We start from the raw sequence: 20,027 nt of genomic DNA, 5'->3' as shown, positions 1-20,027 counted from the left end.
TATGAATAACAGTATGAATGATAGTCACTGGGTTACCTGTTATGTGGGCCTAGGTAGCAATCTATCTAATGAGTTGGGCTCGCCTATAGACCATTTGCAGCAAGCGCTTGAAAGCATGAAAAAGAGTGAGAAAATACGCGAAATTAGCGTGTCTTCTTTTTATGCGTCAGCGCCAATGGGTCCACAAGACCAGCCAGACTTTATCAATGCGGTTGCTGGGTTTGAAACGGTAATGACGCCTTTTGAGCTGCTTAGTTTTTGTCAGCAGTTAGAAAGCATGGCCAAGCGGGCACGTTTGCGCCGCTGGGGTGAGCGTAGTCTAGATGTCGATATTTTACTATATGGTGATATGCAGATTGCCGAACCACAGCTAACGGTTCCGCACGTTGGACTATGCGAGCGTAATTTTGTATTAATACCACTGCGAGAGTTAGCGCCACATTTGACTATCGTAGAAACACCAATAGCTGATTACCCACAAAGTCATGATTGGACAGGCTTAAAATTATTATCAAACGACTGATCTGCAGTGGCTTATCATAACTGATTAAGTATCAGATACTTTTTATGATAGCTCACTAACGCTCGCTAAAATGATAGACATTGATAATTAAAGGCATTGCAAGTTAATTGAGGGTCATATGACAACATTATCTACGTTGAATAAATTTAAAAAAGAGGGTACTAAGTTTACTTGCTTGACGTGCTATGACTCAATGTTTGCACGGATGATGGATAAGGCACAGATCGATACGATTTTGATTGGTGATAGTCTAGGTATGGTCGTGCAAGGCCATGACTCAACACTACCTGTAACCGTCAATGATATGGCCTATCACACAGCCAATATCGCTCGTAGTAATAAACACGCTTTGATATTGGCTGACCTGCCGTTCATGAGTTATGTGACGTTGCCAGAAGCCATTGCCAATAGCCGCCAATTGATGCAAGCAGGGGCGCATGTGATTAAGGTCGAAGGCGGTAGTGAGCTCTGTGAATTGGTGACGACTTTAGCGCAAGCAGGAACGCCTACTTGTGTACATCTTGGTTTGACTCCGCAATCGGTCAATGTCTTTGGCGGCTATAAGATTCAAGGCCGCGGTGACGAAGCGGCTGACAAATTGCTCGCTGATGCTAAGGCAGTGGTTGATGCTGGTGCAGCGCTTTTGGTGCTAGAGTGTGTGCCGGCAGCACTTGCCAAAACAGTGACAGATGCTGTTGCTGTACCAGTCATTGGCATCGGTGCAGGCGCAGATACTGATGGTCAGGTACTGGTGATGCATGACATGTTGGGCATGGTACACGGTCGTGTGCCACGTTTTGTACATGACTTTTTGACCGATGAGCGCAATCATGCACGCAGTATTGAAGGGGCTTTTGCGTTATATCAGCAATCAGTACGTGAGGGCAGTTTTCCAACTGAACAGCATCAATTTAGCTAATCTATTTGAGCTTTCAAATATCAGAATATTGAAATATAAGAAAAACTACCATGTCTCCAATTATTTATCATGATATCCCATCACTACGTGCAGCGCTTCAGCCTTATCGTGGTCACCAAATTGACAAACAAGACCGTCAGCAGCGTATTGCGTTAGTACCAACAATGGGTAATCTGCATCAGGGTCATATAGAGCTGGTAAAAATTGCTAAACAGCATGCGGATATCATCGTCGTGAGTATTTTTGTCAATCCTACTCAGTTCGGTGTGGGCGAGGATTTTGATAGTTATCCGCGTACACTAGACGAGGATGTGGCTAAGCTTGCCACTGTTGGTGCAGATTATGTGTTTGCGCCAAGCGTTGATGCGATGTACCCAGTATTACCACCACCGACTACTGTATTAGCTGGCGCTATTAGTAGCCAACTATGTGGTCAATCACGTCCTGGTCATTTTGATGGCGTTGGTATCGTTGTCTCTAAGCTTTTCAACATTGTGCAACCAGATGTGGCGATATTTGGCCAAAAAGACTATCAGCAGCTGGCTATTATTAAGCAGTTGGTGCGTGATTTGAGCTACCCAATTGAGATTATTGGTGCACCTATTATTCGTGCTGATGATGGGCTAGCGCTCTCCTCACGTAATCAATACTTAACCGAATCTGAGCGACAAGTTGCGCCTATACTGCATCGAGAGCTACAAGATTTGGCAGAGCAGTTGAAAGGTGGTGGTATTAGTCAGCAAGCGTTTGAATCATTACTAAAAGACAAGCGTACACGCATTAGTGATGCAGGTTTTACGATCGATTATCTAGAAGTAAAAACTGAAGCGCTGGGTTCTGTCGTAAGTGACTCTACAACTTTCAATATAGAAAATAAAAACATTGTTATTTTGGTTGCAGCATGGCTGGGACGCGCACGTTTATTGGATAATCAGTTAGTAGTGGTGGGGTAAGCCCTTTGGTACATAATGTATCGGATGCAATGAACTAGAATGGGTAGATCATGAATATGAATCAGGATCAAAGCGAGAATCAAGCTGCATCGACAACGCCAAAAATATCAGCGTCAAAAATATCAACGGATAAACTCAGTATCTTAGTGGTATCAGGACGTTCAGGCTCAGGAAAAACCTCAGTACTGAATATCTTAGAGGATTTAGGTTACTACTCTATTGATAATCTACCGTTGTCTTTATTGCCGAGCGCCGCGCACAAGCTGGTAAAAGAGAGCGGTATCAATCGCATTGCCCTTGGCGTTGATATTCGAACGCCGCGCGCGGATCTGTCCAATTTTGCAGCAACCTATGCAGCATTAAAAGACACTTACGGCAGACAAGCTGTTCAAGTGTTGTATGTGACCGCGCAGGAGAGCACCCTGATAGCGCGTTTCAATGCGACGCGCCGTGTACATCCACTCATGTCTCAGGATGTCGATAGTGACAATGCAAACCATGTCGTATTCAATCTACCTGCCGCGATCAAAAAAGAAGTTGAGCTGTTAAAGCCCATCTCTAGTCAAGCAGATATCAAGATCGATACAACGACTTTAAATATTCATCAGTTAAAAGACAGGTTACGCGAACACATTGGCATGGACAATCAGATTGTGATCAATCTGTTATCCTTTGGCTTTAAGCATGGCAGTCCGATTGATGCTGATTTTGTATTTGATGTTAGGATTTTGCCCAATCCACATTGGAATCCTGAGCTGCGTGCCTCGACAGGGCTTGATGCTGAAGTCAGCGCATTTTTCGCTGATTACCCTGAAGTGGCTGAAATGCTAGATGATATCGATAAGTTTTTGACACGTTGGCTACCAGAGTTTTTGCATAATAATCGTCATACAGTGACCGTTGCGATCGGTTGTACCGGCGGTAAGCATCGTTCAGTATTCATCACCGATCATCTACAGCGTCGTCTCGCTAAGGCAATGCCATCAGGCGTCAAAGTATTGGCAAAGCACCGTGAAAAAAGTCGTTGGTAGTTATATTCAGCACTATTAATTTATTACTTATTATTTTGGAAAGCTTTTATGATTGACTGGTCAGAACAAGATATGCGCGTTTCGCGCACAGAGCTCAAAAAAGCCCATGAGCGCTTACAGCAGTTATCCATACCACTCGCTAGCCTCTCAAAAAAGCAGTTAAAAACGTTGCCAGCCAGTGATTATTTTATGGCGGAGCTCATGGCATTAGCTGACATTACTAGCGCCAATGCTCGTAACCGTCAGACCAAACGCGTCGGTAAGCTCATCAGCGAAGAAAATCGCCATGAGCTGGTCAAGGCATTGTTTGATGCGTTTTTCCCTAAAGAGCAGGTGTCTAAAATTGAAAGTTGGTACGATCGTCTAAATATCAATGATGAGGGCACGCTCAAGCAATTTGTCAAACAATACAAAGCCTCTGAACATAATAGTATGTATCAGTTACTATTGTGGATTGAATACGCCAAGCATATGCAAGATGATGAGCTAATGGCAGAATCCAAAGCAGACTTGGCAAGCTATATTCGCGAAGTGGCGATCTTGTCGCAATTGAAAAAATAGATATACGATAGTAATATCGACTAGATTTTAGAACGCAAAAAAGCCAATCAATGACTGATTGGCTTTCTTGTATGCGCTGTATAAGCTTGTATATAGAGGCTATTTTTTCTCAGCGCGAGCTTTATCGACTAGATATTCAACCACTTTAGGCACCTTAGCATCTTCACCTGTGACTACATATTTGCCTTGTACGACTACAGCAGGTACGCCAGTAAGCTGATAGCGCTTAGCGCCTTCTTGTGAGCGACCAATTTTTGTGCCAACAGCAAATGAGTTGTAAAGACTGTTGAATTTCTTCTCATTCACGCCTTTTGATGCGTACCATTTACTCAATGATGATTGATCAAACAGTTTTTTGCCATCTTTGTGGATCGCGTCAAACAAGGCAGAATGGGTTTTGTCTTCGAACCCTAAAAGCTGAGCCGCATAAAAACCACGAGCATTGGCTTCCCAAACAGGGTTTAGTGCTGCTGGTGTTTTAAAGAATACGACATCTTTGTCTTTAGTCTTTGCCCATTTCTCCATATGTGGATCAAGCACATTACAGTGCGGGCAGCCATACCAGAAAAACTCACGAACAATAATAGCATCACCGCTGATGGTCTCTGGATTGTCTAGCACACGATAATCTTTTCCAGCGACATAGTCTGCAGCTTGTGCGCCCATAGAAGCAAGTCCAATGGCCATTGCCAGACCAGTCAATGTAATGACACGTTTCATACTTTATCCTTAAGATGTAGGGATTTAGAGTTTGTTAAAGGGTTTGTGTATCTATGGCGCTTATAATACATGATATCTGAGCGAGAAGAATTTCAATATACTTAAGTGACATAATATTGAGGTATCGACTATGATAACGTAAAACGTGGGCGCTTGTGAATCGGATTCTTAACCGACAGTTGTAAAGCTGTTAGCTATTATTTAAGGTATCTTACTTACGCTGCTTTGTATTTTTATCAATATTATCCGCTCATTTATATTTTTAGATCAGATCTCTCTATACTAGGAGTAATTGTCGATAATATGAATGAATATTTTTATAATAGGCCGTGTAAGGGTGCTATTACAAAGCAGCTGGCACACAAACTTAGGTGCTTGCCCAGTCTATTCACAATCAGTGACGATGTACTTACGACAAAGAAGCTGCGCTCATGATAATATTGAACACATAATCGTGCACCTTCTACGATAATAACGATAACGACAACAAAGGAAATACTATGAGCTCAGCCTTAGCTTCTTCGCCATCATCGAGCGATACAACCAAAAACCGCTTCGATGATACAGTAACGAATACGATCAACGTCGATCCCAGCGAAGTCGAAAAATTTAACAACTTGGCGAGTGAATGGTGGAGCAATACAGGTGCATTTGCAACCTTACATGAAATCAATCCATTACGCTTAAATTGGATAGAAGAAAACGTCAAACGGGGCTATCAAAACGACACTAACAATGGCAACAACACTGGCGCGATCAAAACAGCAGAGCAAGGGCTCTCTGGTAAAAAGGTACTGGATGTCGGCTGCGGCGGTGGCATATTGTCGGAATCTATGGCGCGTCGCGGTGCGGATGTGACAGGGATTGATTTGGGCACTGAAAACCTCAAGGCCGCAACCGTACATGCCTCACAGGGCGGGTTAGAGAACACATTGCGCTATCAGCATATTCCAGTTGAAGAGCTAGCAAGAACGCATGCAGGTCAGTTCGATGTGGTGACCTGTATGGAGATGCTTGAGCACGTGCCTGATCCTAGCTCAATTGTACAGGCGTGTTATGAGCTACTAGCCCCTGGCGGCGTCTGCGTGCTCTCAACCATCAATCGCAACCCAAAATCGTATTTGTTTGCCATCGTTGGGGCAGAGTATGTGCTGCGATTGCTTGATCGCGGTACGCATGATTATGCCAAATTTATCACGCCAGCTGAGCTAGACAAAATGGCCATCAATATAGGATTTGCACGCCAAGATATCATCGGTTTGCATTACAATCCCTTGACCAAGCGTTATTGGCTTGCTCAAAATGTCGATGTCAATTATATGATCGCCGTTCAAAAGCCAATGGGTTAACATTGTCAGTGACCAGCGATATCCATTGTAATTTTACTAAACACGTTATCAATCTCAAGAGCATCCACTATGAGCCAATTTGTAAAAGCTGTTTTATTTGACCTTGATGGCACGTTAATCGATACTGCTGCAGATTTTGTGCGTATCATTGGTAAAATGAGCCTTGAAAATAATTGGCAAGCGCCGCTTGAGACAGATATTCGTGAGCAAGTCTCTGCGGGTGCATCCGCTATGGTGCAATTAATGCTCAGACATAACGATCAGCTAGAGGTTGGCGAGGACGAGTTACTTAATTTTCGTCAACAGTTCCTAGATGACTATGAAGCCGACATCTGTGTCGATAGCTGCTTGTTTGATAGCCTTGACGCGGTGCTGGCAGATTTAGAGAGCAAAGGCGTACCGTGGGGGATTGTCACCAACAAGCCCCGCTATCTGGCAGAAAAACTGCTCAATAAAATGCAACTTGATGAGCGCTGTGCCGCTTTGGTCTGTCCAGACGATGTATCACGCTCAAAACCGGATCCTGAGCCGATGTATATGGCCCTAGAGAAACTGGGCATCCCTCGCGGTGCTGCTGGCTCTGTGCTGTATGTGGGCGATCATATCCGTGATATTGAAGCGGGCAACGCCGCTGGCATGCCAACCATTTTGGCCGCTTATGGTTATATTCCGCCTGAAGATCAAAAAACGCTAAAGAAGTGGGGAGCTGACTATATTGTTGAGACCCCTGAGCAGTTGAAAAAATTGCTGCTTTCTTCTGGCAAATTTGAGTATTTATAGACTGGTTTTTGGGTAGTAAATGGTCAGTATGAGTCATCTTGAGTTCATACTGATAAGCATATATTTTAATGATTCAACGATAAGTAGTGAGTAATACCATGAGTGACAATATCAATCAGCCAGCTAATCAGACAAACAACCAAAAAAACGTTCAAAGTCTTACTCAACCTTTGACTCATGACGATATTCGCAATTTTGTGCCACCTACTCATTGTCTAGATGGAAAAACTATCTTAGTGACAGGTGCAGGGGATGGCATTGGCCGTGTTGCAGCATTAACCTATGCTCGCTATGGCGCTACAGTATTACTACTAGGTCGTACCAGCAGCAAGCTCGAGTATGTCTATGACGAGATTGAGAGCCTTGGCGGTAAACAGCCTGCTATGTTGCCGATGAATCTAGAAGGGGCGACCTATGCTGAAATGCAGCAGCTAGAAGGATTGATTGATAAAGAAGTTGGTCAGCTGGATGGTATTTTGCATAATGCGGGTGTGCTTGGGCAATTGACGCCACTTGAGATGTATGACGTTGATACATTCGCTCAAGTCATGAAGGTCAACTTTACAGCGACCTTTATGCTCACCCAAGCATTGCTACCACTGCTAAAAGATGCCGATCATGGCTCTATCGTCTTTACGTCTAGCACTGTAGGTACGCACCCTCGTGCGTTTTGGGGCGCTTATGCGCTATCAAAACAAGCGATTGAAGGTATGAGTGATATCTTCACGCAAGAAACTCAAAACACCACCAACCTGCGCTTTAACTGTGTCAATCCGGGTGCTACTCGCACCAATATGCGCGCTCATGCTTATCCAGGGGAGAACCCTATGAGCTTAAAAACACCTGAAGATATTATGGCAGGCTACGTCTGTTTGATGAGTGATGCCAGTATTGGGGTGCGCGGGCAAGTTGTTGAGTTGCAGCCAAAAGATTAAGAGGTGTTACTTAAACTTGCATGAATACAAAGCGTAAAAGTAATTTGGGTAGCTATAGTTGATACTAAATGAAATAGATGCGTCGTACTAGGATGCGAAACTGGTATAAATTTTCTTTAGTTGCTTGATGTGCTAATAGAAGCTACAAAAAATATATACCAACAGCAAGATATCTGTTTTATAGTAAATACGACTCTGTTTTTTGTCAAAACTACCAATGATTTTTACTTAGGATAATACTTATGAATAAGTCCATTGCTGCTGCATGTGTGCTGCTAAGTTGTACTTCAGCTTTTGCGCAAACCACGCTTTTTGATCCTTCCATCGAGCACAATCCTCAGGATGGTGTCATAAAGCTGTATGGAGCAGGTGGCCCACATACCGCTTTAAGAAAAGTGGCAGATGTCTGGGAAAAGCAAGGTGGTACCAAGGTAGAATTAATAGCAGGACCTGAAGACAAATGGTCGGCTGACGCTCAAGCTGATGCCGATGCTCTGTGGGGAACTTCTGAGCAATCAATGACTGCATTTCTTGAGACATACGAAACTTTTGATCATGAAAAAGTTGAACCCATTTATATCCGACCAGCAATCATAGCTGTACAAAAAGGAAATCCTAAAAATATACGTAGCTTTGATGATTTATTAGCTAAGGGGATTAAAATAGTTGTGACCGAAGGTAAAGGAACATATAACACTTCGGGTACTGGAGTTTGGGAGGATCTCGCAGGACGCAAAGGAAGCTTAAACGATATTGCTCGTTTTCGAGATAATATAGTAGCGTATTCTTTAGGATCTGGAGCCAGTTTTAAAGCATTTAAAGATGAAAAAGCAGATGCTTGGATAACTTGGCCGAATTGGCCGCTTAATAATTCCAAAGATATGGACATGGTTAGTATAGATAAGGATCGAGCTATCTGGCGTGATTTAAACATCGTTGTATCACCAAAAGCTGATCCTCAAACAAAAGATTTTCTTAACTTTTTAATCACTAAAAAAGGACAAAAAATCATGAAAACAGAAGGGTGGCAACGCTGAGTAGAAGGTTTTAGGCATACACTCTTAAAAAGTAAATACCCTAAATATAATTCTCACTAATCGTTCAAACACATTTGTTATTTGCATATTGTAATTAGCAATAACCACCCCATCTATTTGTTATTAAAGAATTTATCTATAAAGCAATGATCATTAAAAAATAAATAGGATGGGATTATGGCAGGTGGCTGGTCAAGAGATGGTGCTGAGCATGAGCAAATGGATGCAACGGTCAATGATGCGTTAGAGCGCGCAAGACGCTCATTGCCAACAGGTGTGAGTGCAGAGTTTTGTGACGAATGCGCTAATTCTATTCCGGAGGCGCGGCGACTAGCGTTGCCTGGTATCCAGCATTGCGTCAGTTGTCAGACAGCGCTTGAGCAAGAGGCAAAGGCGGTGGAGCTATTTAATCGTCGCGGCAGTAAAGACAGCCAATTGCGCTAAAAGGAAGAAGAAAGCAAAAGAGCGGGCATTGCTAGATAACATAGCAATGCCCGTCTTTTTTCTGTCTGTTGCTATATAACCATTGCCATCAGTTCACGATCGCAATCCTCCCAATTTATAGAAGCTGCTGACGCTTTGGCATCATGTTCAGTTTCTGTTTTTTCTGTAGCTGTATCGACAGCATTGCCTAGTTGCAAAATGATTTCTAGCCGACTATCAGTCTGTGGATCGATTGTTTTGGTGGTTAGACTACCAGGGTTAAAATTGATCTGCAGCCAGCCATCAGAAGTATGAACCACGCCTTTGATACGTTGCCAATTTGGCAAATTCAATAACCAATTCTGTAAATCGTCAGCGTTTAGTATGTAGTGTGCAGGTAATCGCCATCCAGCCAACTGAAAATCCTGCTGCTCTTCATGATAGCGATAGGGCAGATCACTATTAGCACTAGCCTGAGCTTCTGTCTCATCGGTAGATGAACTCGATGATGGTACAGTTGCTAAAGAATGGGTTTGAGACTGCAAGCCGATCATCGGTTTGTGAAGATGAGTGATACTGATTTTACGTTGATTTGCGATGATATGGCTGGGCTTGTCGAGTTGGTAGTTTAGACCTGCTATGTATTCCTTGGTTAATGGGGTGTTTGATGCGTCTGTTGTCTCAGTTATTAGTTCGGATACTGCCCAAATGATTTTTGCATGTGAGTTTAGCGTGGCTATCCACTCTATCAAGGTGTGTTTTTCGCTACTACTTAGTTGATCATAGCGATTGACGATCAACACATCGGCATCACGAACATGCGCCTGAAAACCCTCATGGTCACGATACTTAATCTGTTGCCACTGCTCGCCACTCAGTACAGTTATCACCGCATTCATCTGTAGTGCGGTTTGCCAATGCGGCGCACTGAGCTGTAATATCAGCTCGCGTGGATGTGCCAATCCTGTGGGTTCAATAAGCAGTCTTCGCGGATGATGGTCATTAAGCAGACGACTGATCGCAATTTGTAAGGGCAGTTGACTGGTACAGCAAATACAGCCGCCACTGACTTCACGCATGGCGATATTCTGTTGCTCAAGTTCGTTATCTTGAGAGCTTGCCAATAGTGCACCATCAATACCGATACGGCCAAACTCATTAATTAAGAGAGCCCAGCGCTCGTCATTAGGTTTTGTGGCAAGTAGGTGATTGATGACGGTGGTTTTGCCAGCACCTAAAAACCCTGTCACTAACGTGCAGGGTATGTTTTGAAAAATAATAGGGTTTTTCACAGATATGCTCATCATATTGGCACGTGTTTGTGAATAATCAAACACGGCCTATATTAAAAGAAATGTCATCAGTCAAAGGTTATTCACTCTTGACGGTTTCTACCTCAGCTTCATCAGGAACGAATACATAGCCCACACCCCAAACCGTTTGAATATAACGGGCTTGCGAAGGGTTGTCTTCAATCAAGCGACGCAAGCGTGATACTTGCACATCGATAGAGCGCTCCATCGCACCCCACTCACGACCACGAGCAAGGTTCATCAACTTGTCACGGGTCAACGGCTCACGTGGATGCTGAACTAAAGCCTTTAACACCGAAAACTCACCTGTCGTCAAAGTGACGACATTCCCATCACGTTTGAGCGTGCGAGTCGATAGATCTAGTGTCCATGGACCAAATTCAACCACTTCTAATTGGTGACTTGGTGCCCCTGGAAGCTCACGGTTCTGACGACGCAAGACGGCTTTGATACGCGCCAATAGCTCTTTTGGGTTAAACGGCTTAGGCAGGTAATCATCTGCACCCGCTTCCAAACCTGCGATACGGTCAGCATCGCCACCTTTAGCAGTCAGCATAATGATCGGAATATCCGCATTGTCTGCACGTAGGCGCTTACAGATGCTAATACCGTCTTCGCCCGGTAGCATCAAATCTAACACAACCAAAGAGAAGAGCTCACGTTGCATGAGTTTGTCCATCTGACTACCATCATGGGCAGTACGAACGACAAAACCATCGTCTTCTAAGAAGCGCTGTAGCAAAGAGCGCAGGCGAGCGTCATCATCGACAACTAAAATACGCTGAGTCAAAGTATCGGGGCTGTTGTTATCAGTCATACAGGCATCCTCTTATAAAAATTATTGTTAGCAGAAATGACGAGTAAAAAGCGATGAGTAAAGCACTGCCATTAATTATCGTTATTTAATGATGGATCAAAACAAGCACGTCATAAAACCAAAAACTATTGTTCAATATATCAGCACATCTCAATATTTGTGCTATGGATACTTTAGTGTATAAGATTGCACTGCGAATTGCATCACTCATAAGAATAAATGCTGTATGCGTTTGTTTAACAAGGCTACAGAACGTTTGATATAAAACGTTTTATGCCGCAAAACAGGCGATAATTAACGAAAAGATAAAAAGGATTTTTATTCATGCAGCTTTTGCTATAATGCAAAACTACATTTCTCAACGATTGATACGTATATGAGTAGCACTGATACCTTAACGTCATCTCAAACCTCGACAAATGCACAGGTTTTGGATGCAACCACACACGCGAATATTCACGACAAGCTTGCTCGCGCGCTTGGCATTAAGACTGCTCAAGTCAATGCGTTTGTGAAGCTTTATGATGAAGGCGCAACGGTTCCTTTCATTGCGCGTTACCGCAAAGAAAAAACGCAAAACCTTGATGACGCGCAGCTGCGTGCTCTCGAGAAGTCTCTGAATTATGAGCGTGACATGGCCACCCGACGCCTCAAAATCACTGAGCTACTGAGCACGCAAGGCAATTTGACCGATGAGCTGCAGACGCGTATCGATAATGCGACGTCAAAGCTTGAGCTTGAAGACATCTATCTGCCATATCGTCCGCGTCGTCGTTCACCGGCTGCCAAAGCACGTGCCGCTGGACTCGATGCTGCTGCGCAAGCTGTCTTGACGCAAGAGATCACCCCGACAGAGGCGCTGGCTGATTATCAAGTTCAGTCAAGTATCACTGATGATAGTGGTAATGAGATCGACGTTGACTTTAGCGATATCGACAAGCAGCTTGCTGGTGTGCAAGCCATTATCGTTGATGAGTGGACGCAAGCATTGGGGTTGTTGGACAACTTACGCAATGGTTTTGCCAAAACTGCCAGTATCGTATCGAGCGTTGCGAGCGAAGAAAAGCGTGAAGTTGGCGAAAAGTTCAAAGACTACTTTGAGCATAGCGAAAGCCTGGCTCGACTGCCAAACCATCGCCTATTAGCGATGTTACGTGGTCGTCAAGAAAACGTCTTGGGTCTAAAAATCGAAGGCGAAGACGCACCATTTATCGAAAAAATTATCAATCATTTCGATGTCGATGCCAAAGCGCCAGCAGCACGCCGTGAGTTTTTGACAGAGGCGGCCAGTAGTTTGTGGAAAGACAAATGGCGTCCACATATCGAGCACCGCTTACTGACCGAAAAGCGCCTAGCTGCAGAAGCAGATGCGATTGATGTGTTCGCTAGTAACTTACAGCATTTATTGATGGCTGCACCAGCAGGCTCTAAAGTGATCTTAGGTGTCGATCCTGGTATCCGTCATGGCGTAAAAATGGCCATTGTGGATGCGCAAGGTCATGTCATGTCAGATAGCGAAGAAAAACCTGTCATCGCAACCGTTTATCCGTTTGCCCCTGACAACAAAATGGATGAAGCCAAAAAAGTCATTGATGAGCTATTAAGTACTTATGATGTTGATTTGGTCGCTATCGGTAATGGTACGGCAAGTCGCGAAACCGATGCAATGATTAAAGAGATTTTGGCCGCGAACGCTGCACTTAAAGCCAAAGCTGTCATCGTCAATGAATCAGGCGCTTCCGTCTATTCGGCGAGCGAGCTTGCTAGTGATGAGCTTGCCAATTTAGACGTGTCGGTGCGCGGTGCGGTGTCTATCGCACGTCGCTTGCAAGATCCGTTATCAGAGCTTGTCAAAGTCGATCCAAAAGCCATCGGTGTAGGTCAGTATCAGCACGACGTGAACCAAAACCAGCTGGCAGATAGTCTTGATAAAGTGACTCAAGATAGCGTGAATGCGGTTGGTGTGGATGTGAATACAGCGAGTCCTGCTATTTTGGCACATATCGCGGGTCTGAACCGTAATGTGGCGCAGCAAATCGTGACTTATCGCCGCGAGCACGGGGCATTTGATAGCCGTGAAGCACTCAAAAATGTTCCACGTCTAGGCGCTAAGACGTTTGAGCAAGCAGCAGGTTTCTTACGTATTCGTAATGGTAGCAATCCATTAGATGCAACGGGCGTGCATCCAGAGAGCTATGCCTTGGTTGATAGCTTACTCGCACAAGCCGGCAAGCCTTTATCAGAAGTCATCGGTAACGATGGTGTACTGAATGCTATCGATACGACTGCGCTGGCTGCTAACGATGATAATGTCAGCGTAAAAGCGATTATCGAAGAGCTTGCTAAACCTGCACGCGATCCACGTCCTGAATTTAAAACGGCTAACTTCCGTGATGATGTCAATAGCATCAAAGATTTGAGCGAAGGTATGCAGCTTGAAGGCGTGGTCACTAACGTAACGGCTTTTGGTTGTTTCGTTGATGTCGGTGTACATCAGGATGGTTTGGTCCATATCTCTCAGATGGCCAATGACTTTGTCGCAGATCCCATGAACCGCGTCAAACCTGGTGATATCGTATCGGTTCGTGTTATTTCTATCGATGAAAAACGTGGTCGTATCGGATTTAGTATGAAGCCTGAGTCTGAAAAACCTGTCCGTACGGCTGCTAAGTCTACTGCAACCAGTACAGATGGTGAAAAAGTGAGCCGTCCACGCCGTAATCAGGCGAATAGTGACCGTGCAAATAATAGTCGTTCTGCTGCTGATCAGCGTTCGTCTAAGCCACGTGGTAAACGTCAGGACAATACGAATAGTAACCGTAGCAAACCGATCAAAAACGATAAAGCGCAAGCACCTAGTAAAATGGGTACACTTGGCGCCTTGTTACAAGAAGCTGGCGTGACTAAAACTAAGAAATAGCCAAAATTTATAGCCGTGTGCAACAAAAAAGGCAGCCAATTGGCTGCCTTTTTATATGTCACTTATTGATAGTAGTAAACTGTTAATCATACTATTCAATCAAGCACTGTCATTATTAACGAATGGTGAAACGACGGTTTTCGTTAAATTCCACTTGACCAGGCTGAGTCGCTAAAAGCTCACCACGACGGTCTTTTTTCTTTTCTTGTAAGGTACTAGTAGCATTTGCCGTTTTATTGTTAGAAGCGGCTTCACCTGCAATTAATGGCTGATAGTTTGAATTACTGTGCTGCATATTTGGCGTTTGTGTACGTTGGGTAGACTGTGAAGAAGCTGCACCCGTTGTCGCTGGCATATTGCCGTTCATTGTAGGCATATTACTATTGCTCATAGTGCCAGACTTATCATTCATCTTGTTATTCGATTCGTTCATTCTGTTGTCAGAGTTGTTCATACCCTTGTTCGAATCATTCATCTCGCTACGAGAGTCATTCATCTTATTGCTAGAGTTATTGATGTTGACCTGACTAGACTGTGCAGCTCCCAATTTACCAGTTGGTCCTTCTACACCGACTTGTACATTGCTTTTAACAGAGCTACTTGGCATACGTGATTGCATAGAATCACTGCTGTTGGTCGGCATAGCCATTGCAAGTGTAGGCAATGCAAGTGTAGTACCTAAAATTAACGATAAAATATTCTTTTTCATTACAAAACTCCAAATTCGATAAATGAACAATGATTAAAAACAGCTGCCATATCTATATATAATTATGTCTAAAATGCAGATAATTGAGGACAGCCAGATTTTGATTTGACCTTACTATAATTCGTAAAAACAAAGTACCAGTTATATAACAGACATTTCAGTAGTAAACTCATTAAGGTTCTAACAGCTTGGTGTATTGTTGTGACGTTATGAAACTATTAAGCCCACATCTCATTTAAGAAATGAAGTAAGCATTTGGATCTATTTTATTCAACAATGATAGATTTACCAGTATTTGTATCGATAACAGGCTGCTAAAAACCTTTATCTGGCACACGAACTACTGGAAAATTTTGACTAATATCAATTCGATCAATAACATTGTTTTAGAGAAATATTTTTACTAGATGATGTTTTTTGAAGTGAACTTTGATTAAAATTTTTAAATGAATATTCTCTATAACAATCAAACCGTAACGTATTTTATCCTAGCGTATTGAGGAGAGGATGGCTGTGACATTAGACTAAAAATCTGTAGCATAATGTACTAAAAAATCGAAAAACCGCAACATTGATTACCAAAAAATACGCTATTAGCATTCGCTAATATGATAGATGAGCGCTATAAAATTTGCGTATTAAAAAACCGCACCTTGTTATCAAGATACGGTCATGAAAATCATCAGCATTAATAAATCATTATTTAAATGTTTTACATTCGGTTAACCATCGATAACTTCAAAGCTTAGACCTGAATGTTCTTCTAAACGGGCTATGAGCTTATCACCCATCGCAGAGGCAGGCGTCCAGAATCCGCCGCCAACGTCTTCTTTACTGATATCTTGTGCCAGACATAATGCTGCCTGCGCGAGCATACGAGAAGTGCTACCGTAACCAGGATCTTTATCGCCGGTAACTTTGACCGTGATGGTGTCGTTTTTAGCTGTTTGACCGAAATGGCGAATATCAAAGTAGCCATTTTCCTGCTCATCCTTAGAAGGGCCTGTGCCTGCTTTGGGCAGAACATGCTTGGACAATAACTCACGGCTTGGTTTAATCATCATGGCAGTGGCAAATCCTAGTAGACCCGCGCTCATCGCGTAGCTTGATAACTTACCTTTGACACCATCTTTCATCCACATGGCTTCGTCATATTTAAAATCGCGACCGTATTCGTAACCGAGTAGCTGGTTACTGCGATGGACAATACGTGTGTTGATACTCGCCATCACAAAGGGCGCCAACCAACGTTTATGGGCGCTGTCGTATTCTGGTTTGCTGACATTGTCTTGACGTACATTGGGCACATCTGTGTCATCGTTTAGTAGATAAGGGTTGGCTACTTGCTTACGGCGTGATTTATCTTCACCAACTTCTTCGAATATCGTCGCCATCGAGGCAATCGTACCACCAGAGATGCCGCCTTTTGCCGCTTTTACGCGCATGTGAATCACGTTACAAGCTTCTCCGAACTTCTCTTCTGCTTTGGTTTGCGTAAAGTAAACACCCAAATCTGATGGGATAGAATCAAAGCCGCAAGAGTTGACAATCCGTGCGCCGCTTTGTTTGGCAGTATCTTGATATTTGTCCATCATGTCTTTGATAAAGATCGCTTCACCAGTAAGATCGACGTAATCGGTACCATTTTCGGCACAAGATTTTATCAAAGGTTCGCCATATTTGAGGTAAGGGCCGACGGTTGAGATGATGACTTTTGTCTGTTTGGTCATCTCATCAAGGCTGGCAGAGTCTTTACTATTAGCAATGATAATATCTACTTTGCTCTCAAGTTTCGACTGTAGCTCATTGAGTTTTTCTTCATCACGTCCTGCAATTGCCCAAGTGACGTTAGAGCCATCTTTATTTTTAGCATTGGATAAAAAATTGGTTAAATAGTGAGCGGTGATTTGTCCGACAAAGCTTGTTGCGCCATATAAGATGACGGCATAAGGGCGGTTGTCGCTAGTATCTTGTTGTGCGGTTTTTGCGGTATCCGTCTCGGTACTCATAAGTATTGTCCTTAATATATTGGATGATAATGTGACTTTAAACTATAAACCAAGTGGTCTGAATAAGTTAGAAGTTTATGGGGTCGCGACAGTTTTCATTGCCACATCTATTTTTCAGAAATTTTTGATGTTATTTATATGCAACCATAAGACAATCAATAATTTAGCAAATAAGGTGCTCATCATCCTAAATAATATGTTTATAGACACAAGAAAAAATAAAAGGTGTTAACACTTGCTACAAACTTTACATAATCTACTGACATCATTACTAAAATGCACGTTGTTTAAAGAGAAATATTGCTAGTCTATGTTTGTAAGCAGATATGACTGGTATTAGAAAAAAAAGTTAAATCAATACTATATAAAGTTTACTATCTGATTTTTAACAATTATTTGAGGAGAATATTATGTTTCGTTGGGCTATTATCTTTGCAGTAATCGCACTGCTAGCAAGTTTATTAGGATTTGGCGGCGTTGCAGGACTGTCTGCTAATCTGGCATACATCTTCTTAGCAGTCGCTGTGATTTTATTTATTGTGGCGTTTGTTAGTCGCAAAATGTAAACACAGCTTATTACTATAAAAAATCCAGTATAAAAAAAGACCCTCAATTGAGGGTCTTTTCTTATGTTCAACTAAAGCACTTCAGTTACTCATTTAACAGAAATATAAGGCTATAGACGTTTGGGTTGCACGATATGCTCCATGCGTTTTGCAAGGCGAATGTCCAAACTAGAAACGCCGCCGGTGTCCTGATTGGTTAGGCGTACCTCGACTATATTGTATATATTACGCCATTCCGGATGATGTTCGAGTGCTTCAGCATAAAATGCCGCTTGGTTCATAAAACTCATCGCCTCAATAAAATCGCTGAAGTGATAGGTCTTGACGATACTATTGCCATCACGCTGCCAACCAGCAAGCTCTTCTAACTGTAGATCAATTTGCTTGTCAGATAAACTACTCATATTAATAACCTTTATTGTTATACGGATTGGTTTATTAAAAGTTATATTGGGATGGATCTCCTAATCTAAAATTGCTGCATACTAGTTGTTTGGGATAAAGGGCGGTAAGCTATACCAAATCTTGGTACTCAGGGTGCTTGCTGATATATGAGGCCACAAACGAGCATTGCGGCACAACCTTTTTATCATGTTCACGGGCGTAATCTAGCGCATGTTTGACTAGTGCTGAACCGACACCTTGACCGCCTAACTGTCGCGGAACGATCGTGTGGTCATAGACGAGGGTGTCATCACGGTCTTGATAGCTGATATAGCCCGTCTGACCATCGACGGTAGTCTCAAAACGATTCGCTGCTTGATTATGTGTGATATCTAGTGCTGATTTAGTGGTTTGGTTACTCATGATACAACTCCATTTATTATTATCGAATTTTTAATAACTGCCATATTTTCTAAGGATGAATGAAGAAGGCAGATTTATTAAATACTACGTCATCAGTAAATATTTTGTGCTTGGTTGAGTATGTATGATTGATATCAAACAATCTAGTCGCTTACCGTAATAGTCGTTATGACGATTGTTAATAGTATTAATGTCTTTTAATCTGCGTTAAAAATGTGAATATATCACCATATATAAGCTATCGCTTTACGAACGACGGGTGGTAAGAATCGACTAAGACCCTTTGCTGTCTCGCTCTCTGGTGTCGACTTATGTGAGTGAGTGGTGGTATCCGCAGCCGATACCGACTGGTAGGCTTGCCACTTTTGCTCGCTGGGCTTACTAAAGTGATGAATACGTCCTATTACTTGTCGTAGCTGTGTGCTAAAACGCCCAGTGTTGTAAGGCAAATCATATTTATGACAGATGGCTTTTACTTGCGGGGCAATACTGGCATAGTGGCTAGCTGGCATATCAGGAAAGATATGATGCTCAATCTGATGAGACAAATTGCCAGTCAAAATGTGAAACCATTTATTCCCTTTGATATTACTAGAGCCAAGAATCTGACGCACGTACCAGTCGCCTTCGCTCTCATCCGCATCGAGATGGGTATAGATGTGAGCCTGCTCTGTAAAATGGCCACAGAAAATCACCGCCCACGTCCACAGGTTACGAACCGTATTGGCTGCTATGTTGCCACTCAGTGTGCTCATAGCGCTACGACGACCTAAGGTCAAGGCGGCTACGGCTGGCAAAGCCACATAATCTTTACCAACTTGGCGGGCAATTTTGGCAAATAGTGCACGAGATTTTTGCTGCATGATTTTATGCAAGTTAGGGGAGTCGGCGTATTCATCGACACTGATCTGAATATCATGAAAGGCAACCGCCCACTCAAAGCCAAAGGCCAATACGGCAGTACTAAACATATTGTAGCGATCTTCTGGCGTCCAAGGCTGCTCATCTGTCACCCGAATCAAGTGATAGCCAACGTCATGGTCGCGCCCAACAATATTGGTAAACGTATGGTGTAGATAGTTGTGCGAGTGTTGCCATAATGGGACAGGGCAGACAATGTCCCAATCAAACTTCTGACTGTTCAGATGCGGATGCTGCATCCAGTCGTATTGACCATGCATGACATTATGCCCAAGCTCCATATTGTTGAGTATTTTGCTAAAACTAAGTATTGACGTACCCAACAGCCAAGCCCCTATCTGCGAGCGGCGTGATGACATGCGTCCTGCGACAGCCAGTAAACCACGGGCGACAAGCTCACTATAGACCACAGTCGCATAAATCCGCTGAATGTATTTGGCGTCATCGCTACCTAATGAGTCCATCACACCTTCATATAGCGCATTTAATTCTACTGTCAAGGCATCACTTTGTGCTTTGGGTAAAGGCGCCTGCGTCACAGTGGGATAAGGCGTTTGCTGTGATGATAGAGTTGGCTGCTCGCTACTATCTCTTGCCAACTGTGCATCGGACAAAGGCGTCAACATGGGTACGGCAGAATGTGCTGTATCAATAGGTGGTAATAAGCGCATATATAATCCTTAACCGAAATGGCACGAATAAGCAGCACTGGATTCGATTTTATGAGTCATCTA

The 20,027-nt window shown here is 43.2% G+C and carries 20 protein-coding genes; 12 read left to right on the top strand and 8 right to left on the bottom strand.

Translation table 11 applies throughout. The features are described from left to right. Nucleotide 1: 1 nt before the first annotated feature. From folK to yjgA, 5 genes are all read left to right on the top strand, one after another. Entirely contained in the window at nucleotides 2–523 is a 522-nt protein-coding gene (gene folK, locus GYK50_RS12080; RefSeq protein ID WP_223334360.1) for a 2-amino-4-hydroxy-6-hydroxymethyldihydropteridine diphosphokinase, read from the top strand. 118 nt (nucleotides 524–641) lie between these two features. Beyond that, entirely contained in the window at nucleotides 642–1,442 is an 801-nt protein-coding gene (gene panB, locus GYK50_RS12075) for a 3-methyl-2-oxobutanoate hydroxymethyltransferase (RefSeq protein ID WP_071002559.1), read from the top strand. A 50-nt stretch (nucleotides 1,443–1,492) separates the two neighbouring features. Continuing rightward, on the top strand, nucleotides 1,493–2,395 hold the full coding sequence (gene panC, locus GYK50_RS12070; RefSeq protein WP_083328898.1) for a pantoate--beta-alanine ligase: 903 nt from the start codon (nucleotides 1,493–1,495) through the stop codon (nucleotides 2,393–2,395). A 50-nt stretch (nucleotides 2,396–2,445) separates the two neighbouring features. Next, nucleotides 2,446–3,426, top strand: coding sequence for an RNase adapter RapZ (gene rapZ, locus GYK50_RS12065; protein WP_212564021.1), 981 nt, complete (start codon nucleotides 2,446–2,448; stop codon nucleotides 3,424–3,426). Between the two features lie 48 nt (nucleotides 3,427–3,474). Further along, nucleotides 3,475–3,987, top strand: coding sequence for a ribosome biogenesis factor YjgA (yjgA, locus tag GYK50_RS12060; RefSeq protein ID WP_071002557.1), 513 nt, complete (start codon nucleotides 3,475–3,477; stop codon nucleotides 3,985–3,987). A gap of 99 nt (nucleotides 3,988–4,086) precedes the next feature. On the opposite strand, the gene GYK50_RS12055 is transcribed toward yjgA, so the two are convergent. Further along, the gene (locus tag GYK50_RS12055) at nucleotides 4,087–4,707 is read right to left on the bottom strand and encodes a thiol:disulfide interchange protein DsbA/DsbL (protein WP_071002556.1); all 621 of its coding nucleotides are present in this window, start codon (nucleotides 4,705–4,707) and stop codon (nucleotides 4,087–4,089) included. A gap of 500 nt (nucleotides 4,708–5,207) precedes the next feature. Here GYK50_RS12055 and ubiG point away from each other — a divergent pair, with 500 nt between their 5' ends. From ubiG to GYK50_RS12030, 5 genes are all read left to right on the top strand, one after another. Further along, nucleotides 5,208–6,056 (top strand): bifunctional 2-polyprenyl-6-hydroxyphenol methylase/3-demethylubiquinol 3-O-methyltransferase UbiG, encoded by an 849-nt coding sequence (gene ubiG, locus GYK50_RS12050; RefSeq protein ID WP_093069805.1) that lies wholly within the window; start codon nucleotides 5,208–5,210, stop codon nucleotides 6,054–6,056. A 69-nt stretch (nucleotides 6,057–6,125) separates the two neighbouring features. Further along, on the top strand, nucleotides 6,126–6,836 hold the full coding sequence (locus GYK50_RS12045; protein ID WP_186475273.1) for an HAD family hydrolase: 711 nt from the start codon (nucleotides 6,126–6,128) through the stop codon (nucleotides 6,834–6,836). A 98-nt stretch (nucleotides 6,837–6,934) separates the two neighbouring features. Then, nucleotides 6,935–7,771 (top strand): YciK family oxidoreductase, encoded by an 837-nt coding sequence (locus GYK50_RS12040; RefSeq protein ID WP_093069810.1) that lies wholly within the window; start codon nucleotides 6,935–6,937, stop codon nucleotides 7,769–7,771. A 242-nt stretch (nucleotides 7,772–8,013) separates the two neighbouring features. Continuing rightward, entirely contained in the window at nucleotides 8,014–8,808 is a 795-nt protein-coding gene (locus GYK50_RS12035) for a substrate-binding domain-containing protein (protein ID WP_025651116.1), read from the top strand. Between the two features lie 177 nt (nucleotides 8,809–8,985). Then, nucleotides 8,986–9,252, top strand: a complete 267-nt coding sequence (locus GYK50_RS12030) for a DksA/TraR family C4-type zinc finger protein (protein WP_093069813.1) — start codon at nucleotides 8,986–8,988, stop codon at nucleotides 9,250–9,252. A 71-nt stretch (nucleotides 9,253–9,323) separates the two neighbouring features. Here GYK50_RS12030 and GYK50_RS12025 read toward each other — a convergent pair whose 3' ends face one another. Beyond that, nucleotides 9,324–10,535 carry a CobW family GTP-binding protein gene (locus GYK50_RS12025; protein WP_414706390.1) on the bottom strand — a complete coding sequence of 404 codons (1,212 nt, stop codon included), beginning with the start codon at nucleotides 10,533–10,535 and terminating at the stop codon, nucleotides 9,324–9,326. Nucleotides 10,536–10,602: 67 nt separating this feature from the next. Next, on the bottom strand, nucleotides 10,603–11,361 hold the full coding sequence (ompR, locus tag GYK50_RS12020) for an osmolarity response regulator transcription factor OmpR (protein WP_071002551.1): 759 nt from the start codon (nucleotides 11,359–11,361) through the stop codon (nucleotides 10,603–10,605). Between the two features lie 376 nt (nucleotides 11,362–11,737). Here ompR and GYK50_RS12015 point away from each other — a divergent pair, with 376 nt between their 5' ends. Further along, nucleotides 11,738–14,281: a Tex family protein gene (locus tag GYK50_RS12015; RefSeq protein WP_186475271.1), complete on the top strand. Its 2,544-nt coding sequence runs from the start codon at nucleotides 11,738–11,740 to the stop codon at nucleotides 14,279–14,281. A 115-nt stretch (nucleotides 14,282–14,396) separates the two neighbouring features. Here GYK50_RS12015 and GYK50_RS12010 read toward each other — a convergent pair whose 3' ends face one another. Further along, the gene (locus tag GYK50_RS12010) at nucleotides 14,397–14,990 is read right to left on the bottom strand and encodes a hypothetical protein (RefSeq protein WP_071002549.1); all 594 of its coding nucleotides are present in this window, start codon (nucleotides 14,988–14,990) and stop codon (nucleotides 14,397–14,399) included. A 722-nt stretch (nucleotides 14,991–15,712) separates the two neighbouring features. Beyond that, nucleotides 15,713–16,999, bottom strand: coding sequence for a saccharopine dehydrogenase family protein (locus GYK50_RS12005; protein ID WP_093069817.1), 1,287 nt, complete (start codon nucleotides 16,997–16,999; stop codon nucleotides 15,713–15,715). 410 nt (nucleotides 17,000–17,409) lie between these two features. Here GYK50_RS12005 and GYK50_RS12000 point away from each other — a divergent pair, with 410 nt between their 5' ends. Beyond that, on the top strand, nucleotides 17,410–17,565 hold the full coding sequence (locus GYK50_RS12000) for a DUF1328 domain-containing protein (RefSeq protein ID WP_021814049.1): 156 nt from the start codon (nucleotides 17,410–17,412) through the stop codon (nucleotides 17,563–17,565). 110 nt (nucleotides 17,566–17,675) lie between these two features. On the opposite strand, the gene GYK50_RS11995 is transcribed toward GYK50_RS12000, so the two are convergent. The 3 genes from GYK50_RS11995 to GYK50_RS11985 all read right to left on the bottom strand — a co-directional run bounded on the left by GYK50_RS11995 (nucleotide 17,676) and on the right by GYK50_RS11985 (nucleotide 19,964). Continuing rightward, a complete protein-coding gene (locus GYK50_RS11995) occupies nucleotides 17,676–17,969 on the bottom strand; it encodes a 4a-hydroxytetrahydrobiopterin dehydratase (protein ID WP_071002546.1) in 294 nt (97 codons plus the stop codon). Nucleotides 17,970–18,078: 109 nt separating this feature from the next. After that, on the bottom strand, nucleotides 18,079–18,372 hold the full coding sequence (locus GYK50_RS11990) for a GNAT family N-acetyltransferase (RefSeq protein ID WP_071002545.1): 294 nt from the start codon (nucleotides 18,370–18,372) through the stop codon (nucleotides 18,079–18,081). A gap of 224 nt (nucleotides 18,373–18,596) precedes the next feature. After that, entirely contained in the window at nucleotides 18,597–19,964 is a 1,368-nt protein-coding gene (locus GYK50_RS11985; protein ID WP_093069821.1) for a fatty acid desaturase family protein, read from the bottom strand. Nucleotides 19,965–20,027: the final 63 nt, after the last annotated feature.

The sequence above is a fragment of the Psychrobacter pacificensis genome (genome assembly GCF_018336615.1).
GTDB classification, from domain to species: Bacteria; Pseudomonadota; Gammaproteobacteria; order Pseudomonadales; family Moraxellaceae; genus Psychrobacter; species Psychrobacter pacificensis.
This window is presented reverse-complemented; position numbering and strand designations above follow the sequence as displayed.